The organism is Pseudomonas sp. N-137, from assembly GCF_034555295.1.
GTDB lineage: Bacteria > Pseudomonadota > Gammaproteobacteria > Pseudomonadales > Pseudomonadaceae > Aquipseudomonas > Aquipseudomonas rhizophila.
The window spans coordinates 147,189-173,854 of sequence record NZ_JAXUDQ010000007.1; the positions used below are offsets into that span (position 1 = coordinate 147,189).

Here is a 26,666-nt window from a genome sequence, read left to right on the forward strand (position 1 = left end):
GAATGCACATGGATAACTTCAACACCCTCGAACTGCTCAGCGACCCCCGCGGCTTTGCGACCTTGTGGCTCAGCCGTGAGCAGAAAAACAACGCGTTCAACGCCGAAATGATCCGCGAGCTGATCCTTGCCCTGGACCATGTCAGCAGTGATCCGAACCTGCGTTTTCTGCTGATCCGTGGTCGCGGTAAACACTTCAGCGCCGGTGCCGACCTGGCCTGGATGCAGCAGTCGGCCGAACTCGATTACCACACCAACCTGGACGACGCCCGGGAACTGGCGGAGCTGATGTACAACCTCGCCAAGTTGAAAATTCCTACCGTGGCGGTGGTCCAGGGCGCAGCGTTTGGCGGTGCGCTGGGGCTGATCAGCGCCTGCGACATGGCCATTGGCGCTGATCAAGCGCAGTTCTGTCTGTCGGAAGTACGCATTGGCCTGGCGCCGGCGGTGATCAGCCCGTTCGTGGTGCAAGCCATCGGAGAGCGGGCCGCGCGGCGTTACGCCCTGACCGCGGAACGCTTCGACGGACAACGGGCAAAAGAAATCGGTCTGCTGTCGGAAAGTTACCCGGCCGAAACACTGGACCAGCAGGTCGAACAATGGGTCGACAACCTGTTGCTCAACAGTCCGGCGGCCATGCGCGCCAGCAAGGAACTGTTGCGTGAAGTCGGCAACGGCGCCCTCACACCTGCATTGCGGCGCTACACCGAAAACGCCATCGCCCGCATCCGCGTCAGTGCGCAAGGCCAGGAAGGTTTACGAGCGTTCCTGCAAAAGCGCTCGCCCAGCTGGCAGGCCGAATCGAACAACAAGGAGCCGCGTTGATGAGCGTCCCCATCCTCACCACGTTGCTGGTGGCCAACCGTGGTGAAATCGCTTGTCGCGTGATGCGCACCGCCAAGGCCATGGGGCTGACCACAGTGGCCGTCCACAGCGCCACCGACCGCGATGCCCGTCACAGCCGTGAAGCCGATATCCGCGTTGACCTGGGCGGTAGCAAGGCCGCTGACAGCTATTTGCAAATCGACAAACTGATCGACGCGGCCAAGACCAGCGGCGCCCAGGCCATCCATCCAGGGTATGGTTTTCTTTCGGAAAATGCCGGGTTCGCCCGGGCCATCGAAAACGCCGGCTTGATCTTCCTCGGCCCGCCCGCCTCGGCCATTGATGCCATGGGCAGCAAGTCCGCCGCCAAAGCCCTCATGGAAACCGCCGGTGTGCCTCTGGTGCCCGGTTATCACGGCGAAGCCCAGGACCTGGAGACCTTCCGCGACGCCTGCGAACGCATTGGCTATCCGGTACTGCTCAAGGCCACTGCCGGTGGCGGCGGCAAAGGCATGAAAGTGGTCGAGGACGTCAGCCAACTGGCCGAAGCCCTGGCTTCGGCCCAGCGTGAAGCGCAATCGTCGTTTGGCGATTCGCGGATGCTGGTGGAAAAATACCTGCTCAAGCCACGGCACGTGGAAATCCAGATCTTTGCCGATCAGCACGGCAACTGTCTGTACCTCAATGAGCGTGATTGCTCGATCCAGCGTCGGCATCAGAAAGTGGTGGAAGAAGCCCCTGCCCCCGGCCTCACCCCACAACTGCGGCGTGCCATGGGTGAAGCCGCCGTGCGCTCGGCTCAAGCCATCGGTTATGTCGGTGCCGGTACCGTGGAGTTTTTGCTGGATGCACGCGGTGAGTTCTTCTTCATGGAGATGAACACGCGCCTGCAAGTCGAACACCCGGTCACCGAAGCCATTACCGGCCTCGATCTGGTGGCATGGCAGATTCGCGTGGCACGTGGCGAGCGGCTTCCCATGACACAGGAGCAAGTGCCACTGCGGGGCCACGCTATCGAAGTGCGCCTGTACGCCGAAGACCCGGCCAACGACTTCCTGCCGGCTACCGGGCGCCTGGCGTTGTATCGCGAGTCGAGTGCGGCACCGGGTCGTCGGGTCGACAGCGGCGTGGAGGAAGGCGATGAGATTTCACCGTTCTACGACCCGATGCTCGGCAAGCTGATTGCCTGGGGCGAGGATCGTGAACAGGCGCGGTTGCGGCTTTTGAGCATGCTCGATGAGTTTGCCATCGGCGGGCTGAAAACCAACATCGGATTTCTACGACGCATCGTGGCCCACCCCGCCTTTGCGGCGGCGGAGCTGGACACTGGATTTATCCCACGTTATCAGACGCAACTTTTGCCGGAGCCCGGCGAATTGGATGACGACTTCTGGCTCGCGGCGGCCCATGGCTTCGCCTTGAGTCTGACGCCGCATGCACGGTCCGATGACGCCAACTCACCTTGGGCCAACACCGCCGGACTGCGTCTGGGGCTGCCAAGACAGACCACTGTGCACCTTAGCTGTGAGGGCCAGGATCGAGCATTGACCCTGGACGTCACGGCTGGTCGTACAGAATTCCGGGGTGAGCAACTGGTGACCGAGCACAATGGCCTGCGGCGCAGGCATCGCGCCATTCGCCAGGGCGACAGCCTGTATCTGCAATGGGAAGGTGACCTGCACCGAGTCGACGTGTACGACCCGCTGGCCGCCGCCGAAGCCAGCCACAGCCACCAAGGCGGCCTGACCGCCCCCATGAACGGCAGTATCGTTCGGGTGCTGGTGAGCGCCGGACAGACGGTGGAAGCCGGGGCGCAACTGGTGGTATTGGAGGCGATGAAAATGGAGCACAGCATTCGCGCGCCCCAAGCCGGTGTGATCAAGGCACTGTATTGCCAGGAAGGTGAAATGGTCAGCGAGGGCTGCGCGTTGGTGGAGTTCGAAGAGTAAGTATCGGCCCGCTCCCACGGGCCGATCCATTCAGAACCTGATGGTGGCCTGCACGACCACACCGATGATGCGGCATTGCTCGGTGTACAGGGTTTTCGGGTAGGTGGGATTGAGCGGGACCAGGTAAGGCTGCCCGCTCTCTTCAATCAACTTGCGAAAGGTGGCGTCACTGCTGTCAGGCAATTGGGCAACCACCAGTTTGCCTGGCACCGCGTCAATGGCCGGGTCCACCAGGATCGACATACCCTCGGGAATGCTCAACCCGCTGGGTGACGTCATCGCATCTCCCACCACCACGAGCCAGAATGCGTCCCCCTGAGCGTGATAGTCCGTCAGCTCATAGCGCGCCTGGCTGTAGGACGCCAGATCGCCTTCGCGAATCCCGCCTACCTCGCTCCAATCACTTACCGGGTAGCGGAAGTACGGATTGTACTTCTGCGCCAGGGCCATGCCTTCCTCGGTGGAGGTGTCCGGCTCGCGGATCACCATCGCCACTTCCAGAAACTCCAGCCCCAGCTCCCGCAGGACCCGGTTCATGTCGTCGACACTGGGTTGCCGGCGCTTGGTCAGCCAATGGCCGACGCCGCCCTGGGACATCCCCAAACGTTCTGCGAGCACCACTTGCGTGATGCGCAGCTCCTTCATCTTGGCCTTGACCAACTCTATCCATTTATCCATGAGCGGCACGATACTTGGCTGGCTCCGACCATCAAAACACAAAATGTAGTAATTAAATTATCGTCACAATTACGATAGGTACTATTCTGGATTCAGGATTTCAGCCCCTACACGGAGAATCTAGACACCATGGACAGACTCAACAACGATGAGCCCACCCGCCCTTTCGACAGTACACTCACCTCGCTGAAGGACTGCCCGGCGGCCCAACGCGCTCTGGACTACTACTTGAAACCGGGTATGTCAGAAGCGCCTGCAGAACATCGCTTCTTCGACGTAAACCGCAACATCAGCGCAGAAGAGGCCTTGGTCCATGCTTGCGACCTGCTGCGCTGTGCGGCCGCCACCGCCCAGGAATCCGCCAGTCGACTACAAGGGTCGAGCCGCGACCTGGCTTTTTCAGTGGTGCATATGATTGATCTGGTCAAGGTGATGCTTGACCGGTCACTAGATGGCTACCCTACTCGCTAGGCGTAACACTTGGGAATGGCACCGCGAATGCGGGACCAGGAAAATATTTTCCAATAGGCAGGATAAAAACATTTGACTTGCAAATGATAATGATTATTATTGCATCAGCTGGTCGCGAGATCAGTCGATAGGCCAGAAGACCTTAGGTCGGACTTCTGGAATATCTCCTCATCAGGCTAATCACGGTTTTTGACCCGGCTTTTTGCCGGGTCTTTTTTTGCCGATTTTTCGGCTTATGGCTTCAGGCTAATGAAGTCTTTTGGGTGTCGCTCATTCGATGGCGGCGATGATAGCAAATGAATATCCCTTTTCAAGCACTCCACGCCATACCGACGAAAACTATCGACAGGCAGCACTTGAGAATCAATCGCGGACTCACTAAGCTCCAATAGCGTCCAGGGAGGACGCCCCCTCTTTTCTGTCACGCAAATCGTCCCGACATCCTCCTCCTTGCGTGTAAAGTAACGGTCATAAAATCCATCACAGGAATCGTGACCGTGGCTAAATCTTCCTTTGATATCAGCGCCAATTTCGACAGCGGCAACATCGAGATCGTCGACATCAGCAATCCTTTGCAATCACTGCTGAAGATCAGACCCGACACCCGTAGCGCCCACTTCCAGTGGTTCCACTTCAAGGCCAGTGGCTTGCATGTCGGCCAGGAATATTCCTTTCGTTTGCTCAATGCCAGTCAATCGTCCTACAACAAGGCATGGACGGGTTACCAGGCCGTTGCCTCTTATGATCACGTCAACTGGTTCCGTATTCCCACACAGTTCGAAGGCGACGCCCTGCGCTTTCACCTGGAAGCCGAACAGTCCCATGCCTGGTTTGCCTATTTCGAACCCTACAGCCGTGGTCGTCACGACTGGTTGATCGAGCAGGCTCTGCACAAGGCCGGGACCGAACTGCTGGCCGTCGGCAAAAGCGTGGAAGGCCGCGACATTCAACTACTGCGCAAGGGCAGCGGTGCCGAAGGTCGACGCAAAGTCTGGATCATCGCCCAGCAGCATCCCGGCGAGCACATGGCCGAGTGGTTCATGGAGGGCGTGATCGAACGCCTGCAGCATCAGGACGACACGCGCTTGAACCGACTGCTTGCCAAGGCCGATCTGTATCTGGTGCCCAACATGAATCCTGACGGTGCCTTCCACGGCCATCTGCGTACCAATGCCATGGGGCAGGATCTCAACCGCGCTTGGCAGAACGCCAGTCCGGAAATCAGTCCTGAGGTATTTTTCGTACAGCAGCAAATGGAAAAATACGGCGTAGATTTGTTCCTGGACGTTCACGGTGACGAGGAAATCCCTCACGTCTTCACTGCCGGTTGCGAAGGCAACCCCGGCTACACGCCACGCATTGCCGAACTCGAAGAGCGCTTTCGCAGCGATCTCAAGCACCAGACCAAAGACTTTCAGACCGCTCACGGCTACACCCGCGACGCACCGGGCCTGGCCAACATGACCCTGGCTTGTAACGCGGTCGGCCAGAAATACGACTGCCTGTCCCTGACCCTGGAGATGCCGTTCAAGGATCATGACGACCACCCGGATCCTCGCACCGGCTGGTCCGGCAAGCGTTCGATGCAACTGGGCAAGGATGTATTGAGCACCATAGCGGACATGGTCGACGAGCTGCGCTAACGCTCCATCATCCAACGCTCTCCCCGTGGTGGGCACTCGGTGGCGAGGGATTCATTCCCTCGCCACAAGTTATCGGTTGTCGACAGGTAGCGGGGACTTCAATCCCGTCCTCGCAACATACTGTCCAACACCTCATCCCGACGCACCCAACCATGAAACAGTGCCGCCGCCAGATGCACCAGCACGGTCAGGAACAATAGATAAGCCAGGTAGCCGTGGGCCTTGCGCAACAGTGCGAAAGTCTGGGCATCCGCCGGTACGATGGAAGGCAATTGCAGGGAGCTGCTGAGCATCACCGGGTCTCCCGCCGCTGAAATCATGCCCCAGCCCAACAGGGGCAGAATCAACATCAAGGCATACAACAGAGCATGGGACGCCTTGGCCGCCAACGCCTGCCAGCCTGGCAGATCGGCCGGCAATGGTGGTTGGCGTGTCGTAAAACGCACCACCAGGCGTACGATCACCAGCAGCAAAATCGCGATGCCCAAGGGTTTGTGCAACTGAAGCAGCCATTCATGGCGCTCGGACACCGAGGCCACCATGCCCGCGCCGATAAAGAGCATGGCAATGACCATCAATGCCATCAACCAGTGCAGCAGTCGAGCCAGCGGTGCGAAGTGTCGAGGGGCGCTCATGGGCGGGACTCCTGGTTGGCGGGCAATTGACTGACTTCGCTGGTGCGCCGCAAGTACGAACTGGCATACGCGGCAGAGCGCGCCGCCAAAAGCGGGTCATCTGAACCTTCGATGCCGCTCGGCAGAATCAGCGGGTCATAGTTGATGTCGCGGCATTCGCCGTCGTCCTGTGACTGGGTGCGCTCCAGCACCAGCGTACCGGCGTTGAGCACCGTTCGATCTTCGGGCCAGGCTTTGCTGGCATCGTTCACCGGATCGCCCGGATTGGCCAACGTGATATTCAGCTGCCAGCGCAACGGCCCCGCAGCCAGGCGCTTGACCAGATCCTGTTCCAGAAAGTCAGCGCCCTGGGGTGGCGTCACGCCCGTGCCATCCGAAGCCACTGGCACCACGCCCCACCGCACCGCCTGGCGTTGTCCCGCAGGATTGACCAGATAGAACGCATTGATGCCGTTGTAGGTTTCGGTGGCATAGCTGGCCGATGGCCTGGCCGTCTTGATCCATTGCAGGAACGGTTTGGCTTCCGGGTGCGCGGCAAAGAAGGCGGGTACGGCCGCAGGGTTGGGTTTGCCCGTGGCCGGATCCGGCGATTGTGCCTGTTGCAACTGATAGAACGCTTCGGGCGTGCCCACCGGAAACACCGGCATGCTGTTCATGCCGGTACGCCACTGCTGCCCGTTGGCTTGGGTGAAGCGCAGCGCCAGGCTGCGGATCGGCACGCTGTTGTCCGGCGCGTAGGGGTTGCCGCTGGGCAAGGCAAACCGCCCGACGACCGGCGTGCGCGCCTCCAGGAAGACTTGGGCACTGGAATAGGGGCGAGCCTCACCGCTGCTTTGGAAATAGCCCGCAACGCAAACCCCTTTGGAGTGATTGCGACGAAAGCCCGGGTGCACACCGTTGTTCTTTTCCAGCACGTTGACCAGCGCATTCGGTGTCAGGCGTTGTGGGTCAAGGGTTCCGTTGACGTAGGCAAATGTCCCGGCCAACGCGGCAACAATCACAGCAATGCCGGTAAGGCGCAGCGCCAGGCTGGCGGCACTCAACGGCGGCCGGCTCGGTTCAAAGGAAGGGTCAACCATGACGAAGCTCCAAGGCCCAAGGCCGTTTGTACTAAAGGACCCGTCAGACGAAAGCCAGAGGGTTTTATTCCCACACTTCGTATTTATTTTTCCCAGGCTGGAATAATCTCGTTCGCGAGTCGTCTTTCCACTCCCGGCGCAGTGACTGCCAAAGAAGCACAGCCATGAACGAACTCGACGAACAGTTGCGCACGCTCATCCCCCGACTACGGCGTTTTGCCGTGTCGTTGACGCGCAACCCCAGCAATGCTGACGACCTGGTGCAAGCGTGCCTGGAGCGGGCATTGTCAAAATGGAATGACAAACGGGCCGATGGTGACCTTCGGGCCTGGCTGTTTTCGATTCTTTATCGACAGTTTCTCGATAGCCATCGTCGTTCCCGACGCTATGCACGCATGCTGGAATTTTTCACCGGTCGCGATGATGCTCACCCTTCAGCCGAGCGCAGCGTGATCGCCCAATCGTCCCTCGAGGCTTTCGATCGACTGACGACCGAACAACGTGCGCTGTTGCTGTGGGTGTCGGTGGAAGGCTTGAGCTACCAACAAGTGGCCGACATCCTCGACGTGCCGACCGGCACCGTGATGTCGCGCCTATCCCGCGCCCGCCAGGCCCTGCGCCAACTCAGCGACGGCGAAATCACCCGCCCTGCCCTGCGGATACTCAAATGATCAGCATGCCCCCCAGCGACAACGACTTGCACGCCTTCGTCGATCGTCAACTGAGCGAAGCCGACCAGCGTCTGATGGAAAACTACCTGGCCAATCACCCGGAAGTCGCCGCCCGGGTCCAGGCCTGGCAACAGGACGCACAACACTTGCGCGCGGCCCTGAACGCAGGCCTGCAACACGCGCCTAATCCGGACCTCGACCCGACAGCGATCCGCCAACGCCTGAAACATCGGTTCCATCGCCATCTGGCCAGCGCGGCAGTGTTGGTGTTGGCCGTCAGTGTCGGCGGTTTGAGCGGCTGGAAGGCCCGGGAGATGACGCTCGTCAGCGCTATGCTGCCCATGAGCGACGCCTTGCAGGCGTATCGATTGTTTGCCCAGCAAGGCATCCTGCCGGCCGATTACCAAGGCGGCGATGAGAGCACCATGCAAGGCTGGCTCGACCGTTACTTCACCCGGGCCGACCGCCTGCCAGATCTGTCGGCGGCAGGATTCAAGCCGGTCAGCGGGCGATTGCTGAGCACCGAGCAAGGCGCGGCGGCGATGGTGGTTTATCAGGACCCGAGCGGCCAGAAGATCAGCTTCTACGTGCGTCCACCAGGCCCGAAAAATTTCCTGCTACCGCGCGGCAGCCGTCGTGACGGCGAGTTGCAAGCCGAGTATTGGTCCGGACCGGGATACAACTATGCGATGGTCATACCCAGTGATACGCCAGCGGCGCAAAAGCTCAAGCAAACCCTGAATTTCTGAGCGCTGCAGCCCGCTCCCACAGAGGTCGGGGATGCCCGTGAAATTCAACCCTGCCCAAACACCTGCGAAGGTCTGCGCAGCAGCGGGTCGAACGGGTTGACTCGCGGTCCGATCAGGGCGGCCTCGCGCTTGAGCATTTCCACCACCGTCGGCAGCCGGTCGGGCCCCAGTCGATCACTCACGGTCGCCACGCTCAACGCCGCCACGGCGCGGCCCTCCCGGTCCAGGATTGGCACAGCCACCCCGGCCATGCCTTGCAACACCCCGGTGTTGCGTCCGGCGTAACCCAGCGCACGCACGCTCTCCACTTCCGTGCGCAGGAAGACTTCATCGTACAAATGAAAATCCTTGAGCCGTGGCAGGTTGTACTGGATCACTGTGTCGCGCTCTTCTTCCGGCAGGAATGCCAGGATCGCCAGGCTGCCCTGCCCCACGCCCAACGCCACGCGACCGCCTATGTCGCCGGTGAATGTGCGGATCGGGAAAGGACCTTCACTGCGGTCCAGACAGATCGCATCGAAACCACTGCGCGCCAGCAGAAACAACGAATCCCCCAGGGACGCCGACAGCCGCAGCATGGCAGGGCGCGTCAACTCACGCAGGTTGCCGGTGTTCCCGGCACGCGCGGCCAAGGCAAAAAAGTCCAGGCTCAGGCGATAGCGTTTGCTGCGCGCATCCTGCTCGACCATGCCCTCGTCCATCAGGCTGCGCAGCATGCGATGTGTGGTGGGTTGAGACAGACCGATGCGCTGAGCCAGTTGCGTGACCCGCTCCCCGCCCTCGACGGTGTCACCCAGGCTGCGCAACACGGCAAACAGTCGAGAGACCGCGCCGACCCCGACTTCGTTTTTTTCGATATTCCGATCAGTGGAATCAGACATGAAGTTTCTCGCTGGTTAAATTTACTCACTGAAGGAAAATGAAAATAGTCATCGTCTCAGTGAAATAGTCCATTGAGCCCATCCTATTCTTCGTCCTACTCTGCGTCCATACAGGGGCGATTCGAACAACAGCGGCAGCCGACTTGACGTCGAGCGCCAACGCACCCCGCAGCATCCCTTCGTATCTGCCCATACAAAAAAGCGCGCCTTGTGGCGACGCATAACAATCTCAGGTGGAGCGCAATCATGGCTTTTGTGCAACTTGAAGGACTTGGCAAACGTTACGGCGCCATCGATGCCGTGGTGGACACCCATCTCTCGGTGGAAAAAGGCGAATTCGTCTCGCTGCTGGGCCCCTCCGGCTGCGGCAAAACCACCACTTTGCAAATGATCGCCGGCTTCGTCGAAGTCAGCAGTGGGCGCATCCTGCTGGACGGTCGCGATATCACCCATGCCAAGCCCGCCAGTCGGGGCCTGGGCGTCGTGTTCCAAAGCTATGCGCTGTTCCCCCACATGACCGTCAAGGACAACGTCGCTTTCGGCCTGCGCATGCGCAAAGTGCCCGGCGCCGAGCTGCAACAACGGGTGGATCGGGTGCTGAAGCTGGTGCGTCTGGACCAGCACGCCGAGCGCTACCCGCGGGAACTCTCGGGCGGCCAGCGCCAGCGCGTGGCACTGGCCCGGGCGCTGGTGATCGAACCACCAGTGCTGCTGCTCGACGAACCGCTGTCCAATCTCGACGCCAACCTGCGCGAGGAGATGCAGTACGAAATCCGCCGCATTCAGCGGGAAGTCGGCATCACCACATTGATGGTGACCCACGACCAATCCGAAGCACTGTCCATCAGTGACCGAGTCGTGGTGATGCAGGCCGGGCGAATCACTCAGATCGACGCGCCGTACACCCTCTACGAACACCCGCGCACCGAATTCATTTCCGGCTTCGTCGGTAAAGCCAACCTGCTGCCCGGCGAGCGCGACGGCCAGGGCAATGTTCAAGCTTGCAGCCAGGGCCACGGCCCACTGGTCTTGAGCCTGCGTCCAGAGAAAATCGATCTGTGCCAAGCCGGCTCGGGTCGGTTGCAAGGCGTCATCGTCAGCCGCTTCTTTCTCGGCAGCCAATGGCTGTACGGCGTCTCGACCAACCTGGGCGAGCTCAGCGTGGTGCGCCGCAACGACGGCTGCGCGCCGATGACCGAAGGCACGGCGGTAGGTCTTGACTGGGATCCGGCGCTGCTGCGGGTGCTGAGCGTGGACGAGGTGCCGGCATGAAGCTGATCGATGCAATGCGCCGGGGAAGGCAAGGCTATCTGATGTCCGCGCCCGCCCTGGCCTGGTACCTGGGTCTGCTGGTCATTCCCTTGGGGCTGACGTTGGTGCTGTCGTTCAATGTCTTCGACTACGGCACGGGCATCGACGGGGACGCCTACACCCTCGACCACTACGCCAGCCTGCTGAGCGACCCGTACTATTACGAGATTTTCTTGCGCACATTCTGGATCAGCGCACTCACCACTATTTTGTGCGTGCTGATCGGCGTGCCCGAGGCTTATATCCTCAGCCGCATGGGCGCGCCGTGGCGCTCGATCTTCCTCATTCTGATTCTCACGCCGCTGCTGATTTCGGTGGTGGTGCGGGCCTTCGGCTGGAGCCTGCTGCTGGGTGCCGACGGGCTGGTCAACCAGACGCTGCAAGCTTTGGGCGGCTCACCGATGAAGCTGCTCTATACGCCGTTTGCCGTGGTCATCGCCCTGGTGCATGTGATGCTGCCATTCATGATCATCCCGGTCTGGACCTCGCTGCAAAAGCTCGATCCGGCCGCCGAACAGGCCGCGCTGTCCTTGGGCGCGAGCCAGTTGACGGTGATGCGCAAGGTCGTGCTGCCGCAGATCATGCCCGGCGTCTTGTCCGGCACCCTCATCGTGTTCGGCCTCGCCGCCAGTTCCTTCGCCATTCCCGGCCTGCTCGGTGGGCGCCGCCTGAAAATGGTCGCCACGCTGATCTACGACCAGTACCTGTCGGAGCTGAACTGGCCGATGGGCGCGGCCATTGCCGTCGCGCTGCTGCTGCTCAACCTGCTGATCATGCTGTCGTGGAACCGCATGATCGAAGGCCGCTACAAGAAGTCATTGGGGTAACTCGTCATGTCCAGGAACGGTCCTTTCGCCCTGTTGTTTCATGCCCTGGTGGTGGTGTTCATGATGGCGCCGCTGGTGGTGGTCTGTCTTGTTGCCTTCACCCCGGAAAATACCCTGAGCCTGCCGACCACGGCGTTTTCCCTGCGCTGGTTCCGTGCGGTGTTCGAACGCGCCGACTTTATCGATGCGTTCTACAACAGCCTGATCCTGGCATTCAGTGCGGCGTCGTTGGCGACGTTGATCGCAGTGCCGGCGGCGCTGGCGATCACACGGCTCGAATTTCCTGGCCGGGATTTTTTCAATGGCCTGTTCCTGTCGCCGATCATCATTCCACACCTGGTACTGGGTGTGGCGTTGCTGCGGCTGTTTGCGCTGATGGGCGTGAACGGCAGCTTCACCTGGCTGATCTTCGCCCATGTGCTGGTGATTACACCGTATGTACTGCGTCTGGTGCTGGCCTCGGCCATCGGCCTGGACCGCAGCGCCGAGCAGGCCGCGCAATCGCTAGGGGCCGGGCGCTTCACGCTGTTTCGGCAAATCACCTTGCCGATGATCCTGCCCGGGGTAGCCGGAGGCTGGTTGCTGGCGTTCATCAACAGCTTCGACGAGGTCACCTTGTCGATCTTCGTCACTTCACCGGCCACGCAAACCCTGCCGGTGCGCATGTATGTCTACGCCACCGAATCCATCGACCCGATGATGGCGGCGGTGTCGGCGCTGGTCATCGCGCTCACGGCGCTGACCATGATTCTGCTCGACCGGGTCTATGGCCTGGATCGAGTTCTGGTGGGCAAACAATGAGGGCGCCATGGCTCTGTTGAAACGACTGGCCGAAGGCGACCGCCCGGCATTGGACTTTATCCTCGACGGCAAACCGGCCATCGGTCTGCTGGGCGATACCCTGCTTACCGCTGTGCTGACCTGCAGTGAACACTTGCGCGGCAGCGACTTCAGCGCCGAGCCCCGGGCCGGTTTTTGCCTGATGGGCGCCTGCCAGGATTGCTGGGTCCGGCTGGGCGATGGCCGCCGCGTGCGCGCCTGCTCGACGCTACTTGAAGCCGGCCAGCAGATCACCCGCGAACCGGGGCGCCAGCCATGAACAATGCCGTCTGGAATGGCCCCATCGCGAACAGACTCGCTGCCACAGGGGACTTGCAGCAAGCATCACCACCGTCCCCCTGTGGGAGCGAACCTGCTCGCGATGGCGGCGGCGATAGCAGCATAAATCCCACAGCATCGCCTGCGAGGTGGCTATGAAACCGGTAGCCATCATCGGGGCCGGCCCGGCGGGTATTCGCGCCGCCCAGACCCTGGTCGCCCACGGCGTATACCCCGTCCTGCTGGACGAAGCCGCACGCGGTGGCGGACAGATCTATCGGCAACAACCGGCCAACTTCAAGCGCTCGCCGGCCAAGCTGTATGGCTTTGAGGCGCACAAAGCCAGCGCCCTGCACCAAACCTTCGACGCGTTGCGCGAACAGCTCGATTACCGGCCAGACACACTGGTGTGGAACGCCGAGTCGGGCCTGCTGGATACCTTGCATGAAGGCCGCGCCGCGCGCCTGGAGTACGCCAGCGTGATCGTCGCAACGGGCGCCACTGACCGAATCCTTCCCGCTCCGGGATGGACTCTGCCAGGTGTGTACAGCCTGGGCGCGGCGCAGATCGCCCTGAAGTTCCAGGGTTGCGCCATCGGCGAACGGGTGGTGTTCGCCGGCAGCGGCCCTTTGCTTTATCTGGTGGCTTATCAATACGCCAAGGCCGGCGCCAAGGTGGTCGCGGTACTCGACAGCTCGCCCTTGAGCGCCCAGGCCCGCGCCCTGCCCGGCCTGCTGGCTCAACCGGCCACACTGGCCAAGGGGCTCTACTATCGCGCCTGGCTGAGCAGCCACGGCATTGCTGTGCATCAGGGTGCGAGCCTGTCGCGTATCGACGGAGAACGACGCGTCCAGTCATTGCAGTGGCGCAACACAAAAGGCTTGCAATCGCTCGACTGCGACGCGGTGGCCTTCGCCCACGGCTTGCGCAGCGAAACCCAACTGGCTGACCTGCTGGGCTGCGAATTTTCCTGGAGCCCCCTAAACCGCGCCTGGCTGCCGCAGCGTGACCCTGCCGGTCGCAGCAGCGTGCCGGGGATCTACTTGGCAGGCGACGGGGCCGGAATCATGGGTGCCGACGCCGCGGAAATCGCCGGCGAACGTGCGGCCCTGGCCTTGCTCGAAGACCTCGGCTACCTGGTCGACCCGCAGCGTTGCGCCCAACTGGAACAATCCCTGGAACGCATCGGCCGTTTCCGACAGGGCCTGGAGCGCGCCTTTGTCTTTCCCACGGATTGGGCCGCCCACGCCGCTGACGACCTGATGATCTGCCGCTGCGAAGAAGTCAGCGCAGGCGAGATCCGCCAGGTAGTGGGTGAAGGCCATTGGGAAATCAACCGGGTCAAGGCCCATTGCCGGGTCGGCATGGGGCGTTGCCAAGGGAGAATGTGCGGTGCGGCAGCGGCGGAAATCATTGCCAGCGAGAGCGGGCGTCCGGTCGGCGAAATCGGCCGGATGCGGGCACAGGCACCGGTCAAACCCGTACCGTTTGGCCTGGAGGTCGAGCCATGATCGAAGTGGATGTCGTGATCATTGGCGGCGGTATCGTCGGGGCCTCGGCCGCGCTGTTCCTGAGCAAGGCCGGACGCCGGGTGGCATTGCTGGAGCGAGACTTCTGCGGCTCGCACTCCAGCGGCGTCAACTACGGCGGCGTGCGGCGCCAGGGTCGACCGTTGTCACAACTGCCGTTGTCGCAACGGGCCCATGAAATCTGGAGCCAGTTGCCGCAGTTGATCGGCATCGACGGGGAGTACCAGCGCAGCGGTCACCTGAAATTGGCCCGCAGCCCCGACGACTTGCGAGCCCTGCACGACTATGCCGCCAACAGCCAGGGCTTCGGCCTTGATCTGCAACTGCTGGATCGTGACCAGTTGCGCGCCCGCTTCCCATGGGTCGGCGCAGTTGCAGTCGGAGCATCCCTCTGCCCGGACGACGGCCACGCCAATCCGCGACTGGTGTCCCCGGCATTTGCCCAGGCGGCCCGCAGGCATGGCGCACAGGTCTTTGAACAATGCGCAGTCAGCCATGTGGAGCATGACGGTCAGCACTTTAGTGTGCGTACCGAAACGGGCCTGGTGCTTCAGGCCCCCTGGCTGCTGAACTGCGCGGGCGCCTGGGCGAGCCATTTTGCCGCGCAATTTGGCGAAGCGGTGCCGATGCACGCCGGGCATCCAGCGATGCTGGTCACTGAGCCATTACCCTTGGTGATGGATGCCAGCACCGGCGTGGAGGGCGGCGGTATCTATGCCCGCCAGGTCGCCCGTGGCAATTGCGTGCTGGGGGGCGGCCAAGGTTTCGCCCTGGACAATGCCCGCGCCCGCCCCGGCCAGAACGCAGTGGTCGACATCCTGCGCCAAGCCGTCGAGCTCTACCCTTTTTTGGAAGGTGCCCAGGCGATTCGCACCTGGAGCGGCACCGAAGGTTACCTGCCCGATCGCCAACCGGTGATCGGCCACAGCAGCACCCAACCCGGCCTGTTGCATGCGTTCGGCTTTGCCGGCGCAGGTTTTCAGATCGGTCCCGCGGTGGGCCAGGCGCTCACCGAGATCATCTGCTGCGGCGCGTCAAAAACGTCGCTGGATGCGTTTTCAATCACCCGGTTTCACTCCATCTCCGTTGCTTGATAGAGGAAGGTCGCGCCAATGAATAACGTCAAACGCAGTGCACTGTTCGGTTTCTGCTCGCTGGGTTTCTCCTGCCTGGGCGCCCTGCTCCCCGTCAGCCAGGCGATGGCCGAGCCGACGCTTTATCTGGGCATGAACGGTGGGACCATGGAGCGGCTTTACGCCGACAAGGTCTTGCCGGCCTTCGAAAAAGCCAACAACGTCAAAGTGGTGATCGTGCCCGGCACCTCCGCCGACATCCTGGCGAAAGTCCAGGCCAGTAAAGGCAACCCGCAAATGCACGTGATGTTCCTCGACGACGGCATCATGTACCGCGCCATCGCCATGGGGCTGTGCGACAAGCTCGAAGACAGCCCGCCCCTGGCCCAGATTCCGGCCAAGGGCCGCATCAAGGATCAAGCCGTGGCCGTCAGCCTCGGTGTCACGGGACTTGCCTACAACACACGGTTGTTCAAGGAAAATGGCTGGAGTGCGCCCAACTCCTGGATGGACATGGCCGATCCACGCTTCAAGGACAAACTGGTGTTCCAGTCCCTGGCTTCCTCGACCTTCGGCCTGCACGGTTTTCTGATGTTCAACCGGATCCAGGGCGGCAGCGAAACTGACGTCGAACCGGGCTTCAAGGCCCGGCCAAACACCGTCGGACCCAACGTGCTGGAATACATCCCCAGCTCAGCGAAGATCTCCGAAATGCTGCAAACCGACGAAGCCGCGCTGTTCCCGTTGACGCCGACCCAAGTGACCGCGCTCAAACTCAAGGGCATGCCGGTCGAGTACGCGCAACCCAAAGAAGGCGCGGTGGTGCTCAATGTCGCTGAGTGCGCCATTGCCCAGAACACCCAGCCTGAATTGGCGCAAAAGCTCGCCGCCTTCCTGCTGACACCCGAAGCCCAGGCCATCGCCCTGGAAGAAGGCGACCAGATCCCGTCCAACCCCACCACACCGACCACTGACAAAACCCGCGGCCAGGTAGAGGCAATGAAGCAGTACCTGGAAACGGCGATTGCAGTGGATTGGGACCAGGTCAACGAGCAACGCCCGGCCTGGAACGCACGATGGAACCGCAGCGTCGAGCGCTAGACACCTTCGACGCTGGCGAGGGGACTTTGTGGGGGCAAGTCTTGCTCCCACAGATAAAACCTTCGCCACAGGGTGTTGTGTTGAACTGATTATTGGTTAACTGTGCGGCTTCGGGCTTGATGCCCGCCCCTTGATCAGCAGCGAACCTCTCATGCACACCCTCGCTCAACTGCGCGCCGGCCAGCTGTCGGGCATCAAACGGCTGGATCTGTCCTGCGGCCTGACACAGTTCCCCCGGGAAATTTTCGACCTGGCCGACTCGCTCGAAGTCCTCAATCTCAGCGGCAACCAATTGACTGCGCTGCCCGATGATCTGCATCGGTTGCCCCACCTGCGGGTGTTGTTCTGCTCGGACAACCACTTCATTGAATTGCCCGAATGCCTGGGCCGCTGCGCGGCATTGACCATGGTCGGTTTCAAGGCTAACCGCATCGAACGCGTGCCCGGCACTGCCCTGCCGCCACTATTGCGTTGGCTGATCCTGACGGACAACCGCATCAGTCAGTTGCCGCAAGAGCTCGGCCAACGCCCGCACTTGCAAAAGCTCATGCTGGCCGGCAACCGATTGCGGCAGTTGCCCACGAGCCTGGGGCAGTGCCATCGTCTTGAACTGCTGCGCATCGCCGCCAACCAATTGACCGAGCTGCCGCAATGGTTGCTCGAGTTGCCAAGCCTGAGTTGGCTGGCCTATGCCGGCAACCCGCTGGAAACCCAGGCCAACGCCGACCTCCTGGCGAGGACGACGCCCATCGACTGGTCGCAACTGAACGTGCATCAACAATTAGGCGAAGGCGCTTCGGGGGTGATTCATCAGGCGCTATGGCAACCACCGGGTCAGGTCGCGCGACACGTCGCGCTCAAACTGTACAAAGGCCAGATGACCAGCGACGGCTCGCCATTGCATGAAATGCACGCCTGCATCACCGCAGGTCGTCATCCGAACCTTATCGACGTGCTGGGCCAGATCAACGGGCACCCCGAGCAACAGGCCGGACTGGTGATGGACCTGATCGCGCCCAGCTACCGCAACCTGGCGGGGCTGCCGAGCCTGGAGTCCTGCACCCGCGACGTGTATGCCGACGCACTGCGTTTAAGCGCTCCCGTGGCCTTGCGCATCGCCCTGGGCATCGCCTCGGTGGCGGCGCACCTGCACCGCCAGGGCATTACCCACGGTGATTTGTACGGGCACAATATTTTGTGCAATGACCAGGGCGACTGTCTGTTGGGCGACTTTGGCGCGGCGTCGTTCCATGCCACTGCCGACACGGTGCAAACCCGTGCGTTACAACGCATCGAAGTGCGGGCGTTCGGGATTTTGCTGGGGGAACTGCTGGCGCGGATCGAACCGGGGCTCAGTGCTGAGGAACTGGCAACGTTGCAGGATCTGCAGGCGCGCTGCTGTCAGCCGCAGGTGTTGGGGCGGCCGGGGTTTGAGGAGATTGAAGGCTTACTGCGCGACTGTGGCGAAGGAGCTTGCTCCCTCGCCACAGGGGGTTGTGGTGCTTAACCGGCCAACCCGACAAACATGTCCTGCACGTCGTCGTGATTGTCCAGGCCCTCAAGGAACGCCTCGACTTCGGCCATCTGCTCGTCCGTCAAGCCACTGACCGGGTTTTTCGGCTGGTAGCCGAGCTTGGCGGACAGCACAGTGAAACCTTGCTCCGGCAGCGCCTTCTGCACCGCATCCAGGTCGGAAGGATCAGTGAGGAACAGCGTCGCGCCGTCTTCGCCCGGTTCGAAATCCTGGGCGCCGGCCTCGATGGCGGCCATTTCCGGATCAGCGTCGGGGCTGTCCGGGGCGGCTTCGATCATGCCGACATGGTTGAAGTCCCACGCGACCGAACCCGAGGCGCCCAGTTGGCCCTTGCGAAACGCAACGCGAATCTCGGCGACGGTACGGTTGATGTTATCGGTCACGCATTCGACGATCAGCGGCACCTGATGCGGTGCGAAGCCTTCGTAGGTCACACGATGGTACTGCACGGTTTCGCCGAGCTGGCCGGAGCCTTTCTTGATCGCGCGCTCCAGGGTCTCGCGGGGCATCGAGGCCTTTTTCGCCTGCTCGACCACCAGTCGCAGATGCGCATTGGTGGCAGTGTCAGCGCCGTTGCGCGCGGCAATGGTGATTTCCTTCACCAGCTTGCCGAAGATCTTGCCCTTGGCGTTGGCAGCCGCTTCTTTGTGTTTAACCTTCCACTGTGCGCCCATTACTCACTCTCTTGTCTGTCGCGCCGAGACATCTGCTGGCCGGCGCTGTGGCGCAAGTTTATACGGCCTAAACCGGCTGATCGACCAAAAAATCACCGCCGATGAATCAACATTTCCCCGACGTGCTGTAGGGAGTTTCTGAAATGGCGATTTGGGGCCCCCTTTCCTCCTGCGGTTTCGTACTCTCGTGAACTTATCTTCCCAGCCAGTAAGAACCGCGATGCGCAACGAATCGGAAAGTCCTTTCAGCCTGACCCTCACGCAAAGCGATTTGCGCCTGCAAGTCCTGAGGTTTAACGGTCGCGAAGCGCTTAATCAGCCATACCGTTTCGACCTTGAATTGATCGGGCTGTCGCCGCCGATCAATCCCGACACGTTGCTGGACCAGCCTGCCTTCCTGCGCCTCGATGGCGAATGCGGTGTGCATGGCGTTGTGCACAGCGTCGGCGTGACGAGCCATGCCCCACAGCGCATCGGCTATCGCTTGACGCTGGTGCCGTACCTCCAGCGCCTGGAACAGGGCCCACGGCGACGGGTTTTCTACCGGCTTAGCGCTGTGCAGATCCTGCATCGACTGCTGGAAGACAATGCGCTGCCGGCCCACAGCTACCGCTTTGAACTGCCCCATGGGCAGTACCCGTGCCGCCCGTTCTGTATCCAGTACGAGGAGAGCGATCTGGAGTTGCTGCACCGGTTGTGTGAAGAAGAAGGCATTCATTACCACTTCGAACACACCGTTCATGGCCATGTCCTGGTATTCGCCGAAGACCCGAAAAGTTTTCCCGCCCGTCCGATCGAACTGAACCTGCGCCCTGATCCCGGCCAGCAACCAGCCATCAGGCAGGTGTACCAGCGACACTGCGCAATGACCCATGGCCTGCCGGCCGGCTTCAGTGATCGCGACACAAGCCAAGCCGGGGACAGCGCGGCCAATCACGCCTTCGAAGGTGAAAATCACGAGACGATACGCAGCAGTCCGACGTTGGCTCATCGCTACCAGGCCGGCCGCCGCAGACTTGAGCGGCTGCGCTGTCGACAGCGGGAAATCCAGGGCCAGAGCCACCAGCCCTTCCTGCGCAGCGGTCATATCGTGCAGATCAGTGAACATCCGGAGTCCACTTTCAACGACCAGTGGCTGATCACCGATATCCAGCATCGCGGACGGCAATTTTCCATCCTTGAAACCAATCTGTGGCCCACACCGGCGACCCGCGATTACCGTAACCGGTTTTCGGCCATCCCATGGTCCACCGTATTCAGGCCTGCCCTCAAGCATCCAAGACCCTGCATCCCCGGCTATCACCTCGCGTACGTACTCGACCCTGACCATCAGCCGACACGCCCCGATCACCGCGGCCGTGTCACTGTCAGCCTGTGGACCCCGGATAACGAAGGCATCACCCTGCCGGTGTCACGCCTGACGCTGAATGAGCGGCCCGCCCTGAGGACCGGCAGCGTAGTGCTGGTGAGCTTTCTCGATGGTGACCCCGACCGACCGGTGCTATGCCTGGGGGTAGGCGATGTCGGCGGTGGGCAGCCCGCCATACAAACGAAACCGGTGCAGGGTCAAAATGACACAAGGCTGCTATTGGACTGGCTCCTGAATCCGCCAGACCTGACACCCTGACCTCCTTGCGTGACCAGGGCGCTTACTCCCGCGCAGCGGCGCAACAGCCGCCATCCTGTGAATGCATTGATCGGGGTTGTCCATACTGGCGAAACTGATCTGGCTCAAGCGAACCCGAAAAAACGGGCTTACAGTAGGAGCACTACGCCGCATAAGACGGTGCTCTACCTGATGACTGGAGATACCTGCATGCCCTGGAAAAGCTCGGAAAACCGCTACAGTACCGTCACGGTCTCCCTGCATTGGCTGATGCTGATTCTACTGGCCGTGGTTTATGCCTGCATCGAACTGCGAGGGATATTCCCCAAAGGCAGTGACGGCCGGACCCTGATCAAAGAAGCTCACTTCATGCTCGGCCTGACCGTGTTTGTGCTGGTCTGGCTACGCCTGTTCGCCCGCAGCATGGGGAAGGCTCCAGCCATCTTTCCCGCCTCGCCTGCCTGGCAGACCTTCCTTGCCCACCTGATGCACTGGGCGTTGTACCTGTTCATGATCGCCATGCCATTGCTGGGGTGGCTGATCACCAGTGCCGAAGGGCATCAGGTGATGTTCTATGGTTTCGATTTGCCACTGCTGATCGATCAGGACAAAGACTTTGCCAAACAACTGGAGGGCTGGCATGAGTTGGGAGGCACCATCGGCTACTGGCTGATTGGCCTGCATGCCCTGGCGGGGCTGTACCACCACTACATCGTGCGCGATAACACCCTGCTGCGGATGATGCCCAAACGCGGCTGACGCTGGTTATTCAAACCCTCGGCGGCCTTGCAAGCCGCCGGTGTGAACGAAAATCAAGCGGGTGCCACGGGCAAACTGTCCGGCCTCGACCCGCGCCTTGAGCAGCATCAACGCCTTGCCGGTATACAGCGGCTCCAGTTCGATGGCGCCAGTGGCGTGGATGAAGGCGACGAGTTCGGCGTCGACCCGGGCGAAGCCGCCACGGCTGCCGTCGAACAACTCATAACGCGGGTTGCAGAGACCTGCTTGCCCCACGATGCTTTCGACCTGCTGCGCCACGCCGTGATCCGCAGGCACAGCCAACACGCCGTAGACCGGGTGCTCCCCCGCTTCAGCCAACACCAGCCCCGCCAGGGAGGTCCCGGTACCGCAGGCCAGCCACCAGCCGTGATAATCCACCCAGCCCAACGCCGCCAATTGTTCACGCGCCCCGGCCACCCAATCCATGCAACCCTGCGCGCCGGACAACCCTGAACCGCCCTCAGGCACCGGATGCAGCTGCGGGTATTGCGCCTGCCAGGGTTGCCAGAAGTCCGCGGCGTGCCGCCCTCGGTATCCGCCATAACCCAGCCAGTGCAGATCCATGTCGAACGCTTTGAGGTCAAGGACCGTCGGCGTTTCCTGGGGATTGCCGCGCAGCAGCCCGACCGTTGGGAACCCGAAGCGCTTGCCAGCCGTCGCCAGCGCATGCAGATGGTTGGAATAGACACCGCCCAGGCTCATGATCCCCTTGGCACCGGCCTCATGGGCAGCGCGCACATGGTGAACCAGCTTGAACCACTTGTTGCCGCTGATCAGGGGGTCAATCTGGTCCAGACGCAGCACCGCCACTTCAACTCCGGCACGGGCGAGCCAGTCCAGATGAAGGAGTTCCAGGCGGGGTTGGGGGTGCCAGTCGAGGCAGGAAAGCAACATTGCAGCAGGCCGAATCGGGACGAGCCGCAAGTTTAACAGCTAGGTCGCGGATGACCTCAGTGCCTGTGTTCATTGCAACCCCTTGTGGGAGCGAGCCTGCTCGCGATGGCGGTGGGTCAGTAAACACTCATGCAACTGACTCATCGCTATCGCGAGCAGGCTCGCTCCCACAGTGGATCCAGGCGCCCACAGATTCGGTGTCTTACAACTGCGCCGCCAATCGCGAACCCTGATTGATCGCCCGCTTGGCATCCAGTTCTGCCGCTACGTCGGCACCGCCAATGAGGTGGACGGTTTGCCCTGCGGCTTCCAGGCCTTGCTGCAACTCACGCAACGGATCCTGGCCGGCGCAGATCACGATGTTATCCACGGCCAGCACCTGCGGCTCGCCGGTTTCACCGATGCGGATGTGCAAGCCTTCGTCATCGATTTTCAGGTACTCGACGCTGTTGAGCATCTGCACCTGCTTGTTCTTCAGGCCCGTGCGGTGAATCCAGCCGGTGGTCTTGCCCAGGCCGTCGCCCACCTTGGATTTCTTGCGCTGCAACAGGAACACTTGCCGCGCCGGGGCATGGGGCTCGGCTTTGATACCCGCCACACCGCCGCGCGCCTGGAGCAGGGTATCGATCCCCCATTCTTTCCAGAACGCTTCACGGTCCTGGCTGGTGGCAACCCCTTGGTGGACCAGGAACTCCGACACGTCGAAGCCGATACCGCCGGCCCCGATCACCGCGACGCTGCGGCCCACTGGCTTGCGCTCCAGAATCACATCCAGGTAGCTGAGGACCTTGGCATGCTCCACCCCGGGAATCGCCGGCACTCGCGGTGCGATACCGGTGGCCAGGATGATCTCGTCAAAACCGCCCGCGACCAATTGCGCGACATCCACCCGCGTGTTGAGGCACAGCTCGACGTGGCTGGTCTGCAACTTGCGCTTGAAATAACGCAGGGTTTCGAAGAACTCTTCCTTGCCCGGCACCCGCTTGGCGATATTGAACTGGCCACCAATTTCGCTGGCCGAATCGAACAGCGTCACCTGATGACCCCGTTCGGCCGCCACGGTAGCAGCGGACAAACCGGCCGGACCGGCACCGACCACAGCGATTTTTTTCACCTCGGTGACCGGCAAGTAATTGAGCTCGGTTTCATGGCACGCCCGCGGGTTCACCAGGCAACTGGTGAGCTTGCCGCCAAAGGTATGGTCCAGACAGGCCTGGTTACAGCCGATGCAGGTATTGATTTCATCCGCGCGCCCGGCGGCAGCCTTGTTGACGAACTCCGGATCGGCCAGGAAAGGCCGCGCCATGGACACCATATCGGCGTCGCCTTCGGCCAGGATCTGCTCGGCCACTTCCGGGGTGTTGATGCGGTTGGTGGTGATCAGCGGAATACTCACTGAGCCGCGCAGTTTGGCTGTGACCTTGCTGAACGCCGCCCGCGGAACCTTGGTGGCGATGGTAGGAATCCGCGCCTCGTGCCAGCCGATACCGGTGTTGATGATCGTCGCCCCGGCCTGCTCGATGGCTTTGGCCAACTGAACGATTTCATCCCAACTGCTGCCACCTTCCACCAGGTCGAGCATCGACAGGCGAAAGATAATGATGAAGTTGGGGCCGACCGCCTCACGCACCCGACGCACGATTTCCACCGGCAGGCGCATGCGGTTTTCATAGCTGCCGCCCCAGCGATCGGTGCGGTGGTTGGTATGGGCCGCCAGGAACTGGTTAATGAAATAACCTTCCGAGCCCATGATCTCGACACCGTCGTACTCGGCTTTCTGGGCCAGGACCGAACAGGTGACAAAATCACTGATCTGCTTTTCGATGCCCTCTTCGTCCAGCTCCTTGGGCTTGAACGGGTTGATCGGTGCCTGGATCGCGCTCGGCGCCACCTGCTTGGGGCTGTAGGCATAGCGCCCGGCGTGGAGAATCTGCATGCAGATCTTGCCGCCGGCCTCATGTACGGCACGGGTCACAATCTGGTGCTTGAGGGCTTCTTCCTCGGTGGTCAGCTTGGCCGCGCCGGAGTAAACGCCGCCCTCGTCATTCGGCCCGATTCCGCCGGTGACCATCAGCCCCACGCCGCCACGAGCGCGCTCGGCAAAATACGCCGCCATGCGCTCGAAACCACCGGGCTTTTCTTCAAGACCCGTGTGCATCGACCCCATCAGGGTGCGATTGCGCAACGTGGTAAAACCCAGGTCCAGCGGGGCCAGCAGGTGCGGGTAATGAGGGGTGGTCATCGATAACTCCACAACGGGCGATCACGGAAAAAATGCGGAGGCTCTGCGGCTTCCATCAGTCATGCCAGACAGCCTAAGAGCGGGAAGCTGCGTGCTCAATGGCCGTAACTGACAACTTAATGATCCAAATGCGCAACGCCCCTTGGCAACACCCCATCGTGGGCCCTACCCTAGTCAGTGAATCCGCACACGGCCGCTGACTGTTCCCCATGCGCAAATTTCTGTACTTGCTGTTGTCACTGGCCTTGATTGCCGCCCTGATCACCTACGCACTGTGGACGGTGGATCGTCCGGCGGGTCATTACCTGTCAGACCTTCGCATCAACCTGGCGGTGAACCAGGGCACCCCTGCCGATCAAGGCAACTTGCTGGGCATCCAGCCCGAACTGTTCCCCACCGACTACCAGAGCCCCGAACGCCTGCACCGCAAACTGGCGGCCTATTTGCAAACCGCTCGTGACCTGGGCTTGCTCAATGACAAAACCGTGGTGGTCTTGCCCGAGCACATTGGCACCTGGTTGATGATCGCCGGGGAAAAAGACGAGTTGTATCAGGCCGCCACGTTGAAGGAAGCGATGAACTGGCTGGCGGTCAGCAACCCGCTGGCGTTCATCCAGGCGCTGGTCAGCGCAAAAGGTGACAACCGGCTGGACGATGCTTACCTGCGCATGAAAGCCGACACCATGGCCCGTGACTACCAGGCACTGTTCGGCGGACTCGCCAAGGAGTTCGGCGTGACTCTGGTGGCCGGCTCCATCGTGCTGCCCGAGCCAAGCGTCAGCGATGGCCAACTGAAAGTTGGCCGGGGCCCGTTGTACAACAGTAGCGTGGTGTTCGGCCGCGACGGTCGGCCGCTGGGCCAGCCACAGCGCCAACAGCACCCCATGTTCGAGCAACAGGGCGTGCTGGGGCCAGACCATCCGGACACAATCAGCGTCGTCGACACCCCTGCCGGTCGCCTGGGCGTGCTGATCGGCAGCGACAGTTGGTACCCGGTTCATTATCGGCAGTTGAATGAACAGGGGGCGCAATTGGTGGCAGTGCCTGCCTTTGTCAACGGTCGCCATACCTGGGAAAAACCCTGGGGTGGCTATAGGGGCCTGTCCACACCGAGCGAAGTCAGCCTCAAGCCTGGGGAAGTGAGTGAAGGCCAGGCCTGGCATCGCCTGACACTGACCAGCCAGCCGCCCAGCAGCCAGGCCAGGGGCGGCGTCAGTGTCTTCCTGCGAGGTCAGTTCTGGGACAACGGTAACGCCGGGCAGAGTTTCATCAGCCATGACGGCGAGCATTTTCCCGACGGTGAAGCTCGTGGCGCCCGTCTGCTGAACCTGTGGCTGTAACACCATGAAACCGCAACCGATGCGACTGGGAGACTTGTCAGTCAGCTTCGTCCATAGCCTGGCCGACGCGGTTGCCAGCCATGGCCACGACCCCCAGCCTTTGCTTGAACAATACGGTCTGGATGCGGCACGCCTGGCCGAGCCCGGTGCTCGTCTGTCGATCCCGCGCTACATGCGCCTGGGGCACGCCGCCATCCAACAGACCCAGGACCCTGCCTTGGGTTTGCGCATGGGCCAACTTAGCCGCTTGAGCCAGGCCGGGCTGGCAGGCGTGACGGCGGCCCAGGCACCGACGGTGCGCGAAGCCGCGCGGTGCATGATCCGCTTCGAGCCGCTGTACGGCTCCAACTATCGCGGTCAGTCGAGTTTTCATGAAGATGCCCGAGGCGCGTGGCTGCGGTTCTATTCCATCAGCCCCTATAACGCCTACAACCGCTTCGTCGTGGATTCGATCATCGCCGGCTGGCTGGCGCAGCTGTCCTGCGTGAGTGCTGTCGCGTTGAGGGCTGAACGGGTGGAAATCGAGTTCGAAGCACCGGCATACCTGGAGGCCTATCGCGCGCTCGGTGACTGCCCGATCCAGTTCGGTGCCGAACATAATCAGCTACGCCTGGGACTCGACAGTCTCGCCCAACGCAACCCCCAACATTGCCCCGGCACCTGGCGACACCTGGTTCAGTTGTGTGAACGGGAACTGGAGCAATTGACGCGCACCCGCAGCCTGCGCGAGCGCATCATCCAACTGCTGGGGCCCTTGCTCAACGGCGGTCGGGAACCCGACCTGGAAGAAGTGGCGGCGCGTCTGAAGCTGCCGACCTGGACACTGCGTCGCAAACTGGCCGAAGAAGGCACGCAATTTCGCGCAATCCTCAACGACACTCGCCGCGACCTGGCTATGACCTACATTCGCGACACTGAACTGGCGTTCGGTGAAATCGCGTACCTGCTGGGGTTCGCCTCAGCGGAAGCCTTTCAACGCGCCTTCAAGCGCTGGAACAACCAGACTCCGGGCGAGTTTCGGCGCAGTCGTAGAAGCAGTTAGGCTGCAAACCTGCCGCTGATAACGTGTCGTTTTTA

The 26,666-nt window shown here is 61.5% G+C and carries 25 protein-coding genes; 18 read left to right on the plus strand and 7 right to left on the minus strand.

Going from position 1 to position 26,666, the window contains the following annotated elements; all coding sequences use genetic code 11:
- Positions 1-8: 8 nt before the first annotated feature.
- Both T3A99_RS06745 and T3A99_RS06750 read left to right on the plus strand, forming a co-directional pair.
- Positions 9-824, plus strand: a complete 816-nt coding sequence (locus T3A99_RS06745) for a gamma-carboxygeranoyl-CoA hydratase (RefSeq protein WP_047228470.1) — start codon at positions 9-11, stop codon at positions 822-824.
- Positions 824-2,773 (plus strand): acetyl/propionyl/methylcrotonyl-CoA carboxylase subunit alpha, encoded by a 1,950-nt coding sequence (locus T3A99_RS06750; RefSeq protein ID WP_047228471.1) that lies wholly within the window; start codon positions 824-826, stop codon positions 2,771-2,773. The genes T3A99_RS06745 and T3A99_RS06750 overlap by 1 nt, the downstream gene beginning before the upstream one ends.
- A gap of 30 nt (positions 2,774-2,803) precedes the next feature.
- Here T3A99_RS06750 and T3A99_RS06755 read toward each other — a convergent pair whose 3' ends face one another.
- Positions 2,804-3,451 carry a LexA family protein gene (locus tag T3A99_RS06755; RefSeq protein ID WP_047228472.1) on the minus strand — a complete coding sequence of 216 codons (648 nt, stop codon included), beginning with the start codon at positions 3,449-3,451 and terminating at the stop codon, positions 2,804-2,806.
- Between the two features lie 129 nt (positions 3,452-3,580).
- Between T3A99_RS06755 and T3A99_RS06760 the strand changes: the two genes are divergently transcribed.
- Complete coding sequence (locus T3A99_RS06760; RefSeq protein WP_047228473.1) at positions 3,581-3,922, plus strand: DUF6124 family protein; 342 nt, start codon at positions 3,581-3,583, stop codon at positions 3,920-3,922.
- A gap of 491 nt (positions 3,923-4,413) precedes the next feature.
- Positions 4,414-5,565 carry a M14-type cytosolic carboxypeptidase gene (locus T3A99_RS06765; RefSeq protein WP_047228474.1) on the plus strand — a complete coding sequence of 384 codons (1,152 nt, stop codon included), beginning with the start codon at positions 4,414-4,416 and terminating at the stop codon, positions 5,563-5,565.
- A 98-nt stretch (positions 5,566-5,663) separates the two neighbouring features.
- Here the strand turns inward: T3A99_RS06765 and T3A99_RS06770 are convergent, their stop codons facing one another.
- The gene (locus tag T3A99_RS06770) at positions 5,664-6,200 is read right to left on the minus strand and encodes a cytochrome b (protein ID WP_047228475.1); all 537 of its coding nucleotides are present in this window, start codon (positions 6,198-6,200) and stop codon (positions 5,664-5,666) included.
- On the minus strand, positions 6,197-7,279 hold the full coding sequence (locus T3A99_RS06775; RefSeq protein ID WP_160891350.1) for a catalase family peroxidase: 1,083 nt from the start codon (positions 7,277-7,279) through the stop codon (positions 6,197-6,199). Before T3A99_RS06775 ends, T3A99_RS06770 begins: the two co-directional genes overlap by 4 nt.
- A 164-nt stretch (positions 7,280-7,443) precedes the next feature.
- Between T3A99_RS06775 and T3A99_RS06780 the strand changes: the two genes are divergently transcribed.
- Positions 7,444-7,950, plus strand: a complete 507-nt coding sequence (locus T3A99_RS06780; protein WP_047228477.1) for a sigma-70 family RNA polymerase sigma factor — start codon at positions 7,444-7,446, stop codon at positions 7,948-7,950.
- Complete coding sequence (locus T3A99_RS06785; protein WP_047228478.1) at positions 7,947-8,699, plus strand: anti-sigma factor family protein; 753 nt, start codon at positions 7,947-7,949, stop codon at positions 8,697-8,699. The genes T3A99_RS06780 and T3A99_RS06785 overlap by 4 nt, the downstream gene beginning before the upstream one ends.
- Before the next feature lie 44 nt (positions 8,700-8,743).
- Here the strand turns inward: T3A99_RS06785 and T3A99_RS06790 are convergent, their stop codons facing one another.
- Entirely contained in the window at positions 8,744-9,580 is an 837-nt protein-coding gene (locus tag T3A99_RS06790) for an IclR family transcriptional regulator (protein WP_107322284.1), read from the minus strand.
- A gap of 246 nt (positions 9,581-9,826) precedes the next feature.
- Between T3A99_RS06790 and T3A99_RS06795 the strand changes: the two genes are divergently transcribed.
- The 8 genes from T3A99_RS06795 (at position 9,827) to T3A99_RS06830 (ending at position 18,026) form a co-directional block, all read left to right on the plus strand.
- On the plus strand, positions 9,827-10,852 hold the full coding sequence (locus T3A99_RS06795) for an ABC transporter ATP-binding protein (protein WP_107322282.1): 1,026 nt from the start codon (positions 9,827-9,829) through the stop codon (positions 10,850-10,852).
- Positions 10,849-11,718 (plus strand): ABC transporter permease, encoded by an 870-nt coding sequence (locus tag T3A99_RS06800; RefSeq protein WP_139049602.1) that lies wholly within the window; start codon positions 10,849-10,851, stop codon positions 11,716-11,718. Before T3A99_RS06795 ends, T3A99_RS06800 begins: the two co-directional genes overlap by 4 nt.
- Before the next feature lie 6 nt (positions 11,719-11,724).
- Positions 11,725-12,519: an ABC transporter permease gene (locus tag T3A99_RS06805; RefSeq protein WP_047228482.1), complete on the plus strand. Its 795-nt coding sequence runs from the start codon at positions 11,725-11,727 to the stop codon at positions 12,517-12,519.
- 7 nt (positions 12,520-12,526) lie between these two features.
- Positions 12,527-12,817 carry a (2Fe-2S)-binding protein gene (locus T3A99_RS06810; RefSeq protein ID WP_047228483.1) on the plus strand — a complete coding sequence of 97 codons (291 nt, stop codon included), beginning with the start codon at positions 12,527-12,529 and terminating at the stop codon, positions 12,815-12,817.
- A gap of 154 nt (positions 12,818-12,971) precedes the next feature.
- A complete protein-coding gene (locus tag T3A99_RS06815; RefSeq protein ID WP_076383976.1) occupies positions 12,972-14,327 on the plus strand; it encodes an NAD(P)/FAD-dependent oxidoreductase in 1,356 nt (451 codons plus the stop codon).
- Positions 14,324-15,439 (plus strand): NAD(P)/FAD-dependent oxidoreductase, encoded by a 1,116-nt coding sequence (locus T3A99_RS06820; RefSeq protein ID WP_047228485.1) that lies wholly within the window; start codon positions 14,324-14,326, stop codon positions 15,437-15,439. Before T3A99_RS06815 ends, T3A99_RS06820 begins: the two co-directional genes overlap by 4 nt.
- Before the next feature lie 18 nt (positions 15,440-15,457).
- The gene (locus T3A99_RS06825) at positions 15,458-16,519 is read left to right on the plus strand and encodes an ABC transporter substrate-binding protein (RefSeq protein WP_322834154.1); all 1,062 of its coding nucleotides are present in this window, start codon (positions 15,458-15,460) and stop codon (positions 16,517-16,519) included.
- A gap of 151 nt (positions 16,520-16,670) precedes the next feature.
- Positions 16,671-18,026: a leucine-rich repeat-containing protein kinase family protein gene (locus tag T3A99_RS06830; protein ID WP_047228564.1), complete on the plus strand. Its 1,356-nt coding sequence runs from the start codon at positions 16,671-16,673 to the stop codon at positions 18,024-18,026.
- On the opposite strand, the gene T3A99_RS06835 is transcribed toward T3A99_RS06830, so the two are convergent.
- Complete coding sequence (locus T3A99_RS06835) at positions 18,023-18,727, minus strand: YebC/PmpR family DNA-binding transcriptional regulator (protein ID WP_047228487.1); 705 nt, start codon at positions 18,725-18,727, stop codon at positions 18,023-18,025. The two genes, T3A99_RS06830 and T3A99_RS06835, sit on opposite strands and share 4 nt — an antisense overlap.
- Before the next feature lie 220 nt (positions 18,728-18,947).
- On the opposite strand from T3A99_RS06835, the gene T3A99_RS06840 reads away from it, so the two are divergent.
- Entirely contained in the window at positions 18,948-20,354 is a 1,407-nt protein-coding gene (locus T3A99_RS06840; RefSeq protein WP_322834155.1) for a type VI secretion system Vgr family protein, read from the plus strand.
- Between the two features lie 189 nt (positions 20,355-20,543).
- Positions 20,544-21,092 (plus strand): cytochrome b, encoded by a 549-nt coding sequence (locus T3A99_RS06845; protein WP_107322278.1) that lies wholly within the window; start codon positions 20,544-20,546, stop codon positions 21,090-21,092.
- Positions 21,093-21,098: 6 nt separating this feature from the next.
- Here the strand turns inward: T3A99_RS06845 and T3A99_RS06850 are convergent, their stop codons facing one another.
- On the minus strand, positions 21,099-22,007 hold the full coding sequence (locus T3A99_RS06850) for a 1-aminocyclopropane-1-carboxylate deaminase/D-cysteine desulfhydrase (RefSeq protein ID WP_047228490.1): 909 nt from the start codon (positions 22,005-22,007) through the stop codon (positions 21,099-21,101).
- A gap of 202 nt (positions 22,008-22,209) precedes the next feature.
- Complete coding sequence (locus T3A99_RS06855; protein WP_107322277.1) at positions 22,210-24,249, minus strand: FAD-dependent oxidoreductase; 2,040 nt, start codon at positions 24,247-24,249, stop codon at positions 22,210-22,212.
- Between the two features lie 209 nt (positions 24,250-24,458).
- Between T3A99_RS06855 and T3A99_RS06860 the strand changes: the two genes are divergently transcribed.
- Both T3A99_RS06860 and T3A99_RS06865 read left to right on the plus strand, forming a co-directional pair.
- Entirely contained in the window at positions 24,459-25,589 is a 1,131-nt protein-coding gene (locus tag T3A99_RS06860) for a carbon-nitrogen hydrolase family protein (RefSeq protein WP_076383970.1), read from the plus strand.
- A gap of 4 nt (positions 25,590-25,593) precedes the next feature.
- The gene (locus tag T3A99_RS06865) at positions 25,594-26,631 is read left to right on the plus strand and encodes an AraC family transcriptional regulator (RefSeq protein ID WP_047228493.1); all 1,038 of its coding nucleotides are present in this window, start codon (positions 25,594-25,596) and stop codon (positions 26,629-26,631) included.
- Positions 26,632-26,666 lie beyond the last annotated feature (35 nt).

What these genes read in the sequence shown, in the direction of transcription:
- T3A99_RS06745 (WP_047228470.1), top strand. Translation starts at nt 9, where the DNA reads ATGGATAACTTCAACACCCTCGAACTGCTCAGCGACCCCCGCGGCTTT.
- T3A99_RS06750 (WP_047228471.1), top strand. Translation starts at nt 824, where the DNA reads ATGAGCGTCCCCATCCTCACCACGTTGCTGGTGGCCAACCGTGGTGAA.
- T3A99_RS06755 (WP_047228472.1), bottom strand. Translation starts at nt 3,451, where the DNA reads ATGGATAAATGGATAGAGTTGGTCAAGGCCAAGATGAAGGAGCTGCGC.
- T3A99_RS06760 (WP_047228473.1), top strand. Translation starts at nt 3,581, where the DNA reads ATGGACAGACTCAACAACGATGAGCCCACCCGCCCTTTCGACAGTACA.
- T3A99_RS06770 (WP_047228475.1), bottom strand. Translation starts at nt 6,200, where the DNA reads ATGAGCGCCCCTCGACACTTCGCACCGCTGGCTCGACTGCTGCACTGG.
- T3A99_RS06775 (WP_160891350.1), bottom strand. Translation starts at nt 7,279, where the DNA reads ATGGTTGACCCTTCCTTTGAACCGAGCCGGCCGCCGTTGAGTGCCGCC.
- T3A99_RS06780 (WP_047228477.1), top strand. Translation starts at nt 7,444, where the DNA reads ATGAACGAACTCGACGAACAGTTGCGCACGCTCATCCCCCGACTACGG.
- T3A99_RS06785 (WP_047228478.1), top strand. Translation starts at nt 7,947, where the DNA reads ATGATCAGCATGCCCCCCAGCGACAACGACTTGCACGCCTTCGTCGAT.
- T3A99_RS06790 (WP_107322284.1), bottom strand. Translation starts at nt 9,580, where the DNA reads ATGTCTGATTCCACTGATCGGAATATCGAAAAAAACGAAGTCGGGGTC.
- T3A99_RS06795 (WP_107322282.1), top strand. Translation starts at nt 9,827, where the DNA reads ATGGCTTTTGTGCAACTTGAAGGACTTGGCAAACGTTACGGCGCCATC.
- T3A99_RS06800 (WP_139049602.1), top strand. Translation starts at nt 10,849, where the DNA reads ATGAAGCTGATCGATGCAATGCGCCGGGGAAGGCAAGGCTATCTGATG.
- T3A99_RS06805 (WP_047228482.1), top strand. Translation starts at nt 11,725, where the DNA reads ATGTCCAGGAACGGTCCTTTCGCCCTGTTGTTTCATGCCCTGGTGGTG.
- T3A99_RS06810 (WP_047228483.1), top strand. Translation starts at nt 12,527, where the DNA reads ATGGCTCTGTTGAAACGACTGGCCGAAGGCGACCGCCCGGCATTGGAC.
- T3A99_RS06815 (WP_076383976.1), top strand. Translation starts at nt 12,972, where the DNA reads ATGAAACCGGTAGCCATCATCGGGGCCGGCCCGGCGGGTATTCGCGCC.
- T3A99_RS06820 (WP_047228485.1), top strand. Translation starts at nt 14,324, where the DNA reads ATGATCGAAGTGGATGTCGTGATCATTGGCGGCGGTATCGTCGGGGCC.
- T3A99_RS06825 (WP_322834154.1), top strand. Translation starts at nt 15,458, where the DNA reads ATGAATAACGTCAAACGCAGTGCACTGTTCGGTTTCTGCTCGCTGGGT.
- T3A99_RS06830 (WP_047228564.1), top strand. Translation starts at nt 16,671, where the DNA reads ATGCACACCCTCGCTCAACTGCGCGCCGGCCAGCTGTCGGGCATCAAA.
- T3A99_RS06835 (WP_047228487.1), bottom strand. Translation starts at nt 18,727, where the DNA reads ATGGGCGCACAGTGGAAGGTTAAACACAAAGAAGCGGCTGCCAACGCC.
- T3A99_RS06840 (WP_322834155.1), top strand. Translation starts at nt 18,948, where the DNA reads ATGCGCAACGAATCGGAAAGTCCTTTCAGCCTGACCCTCACGCAAAGC.
- T3A99_RS06845 (WP_107322278.1), top strand. Translation starts at nt 20,544, where the DNA reads ATGCCCTGGAAAAGCTCGGAAAACCGCTACAGTACCGTCACGGTCTCC.
- T3A99_RS06850 (WP_047228490.1), bottom strand. Translation starts at nt 22,007, where the DNA reads ATGTTGCTTTCCTGCCTCGACTGGCACCCCCAACCCCGCCTGGAACTC.
- T3A99_RS06855 (WP_107322277.1), bottom strand. Translation starts at nt 24,249, where the DNA reads ATGACCACCCCTCATTACCCGCACCTGCTGGCCCCGCTGGACCTGGGT.
- T3A99_RS06860 (WP_076383970.1), top strand. Translation starts at nt 24,459, where the DNA reads ATGCGCAAATTTCTGTACTTGCTGTTGTCACTGGCCTTGATTGCCGCC.
- T3A99_RS06865 (WP_047228493.1), top strand. Translation starts at nt 25,594, where the DNA reads ATGAAACCGCAACCGATGCGACTGGGAGACTTGTCAGTCAGCTTCGTC.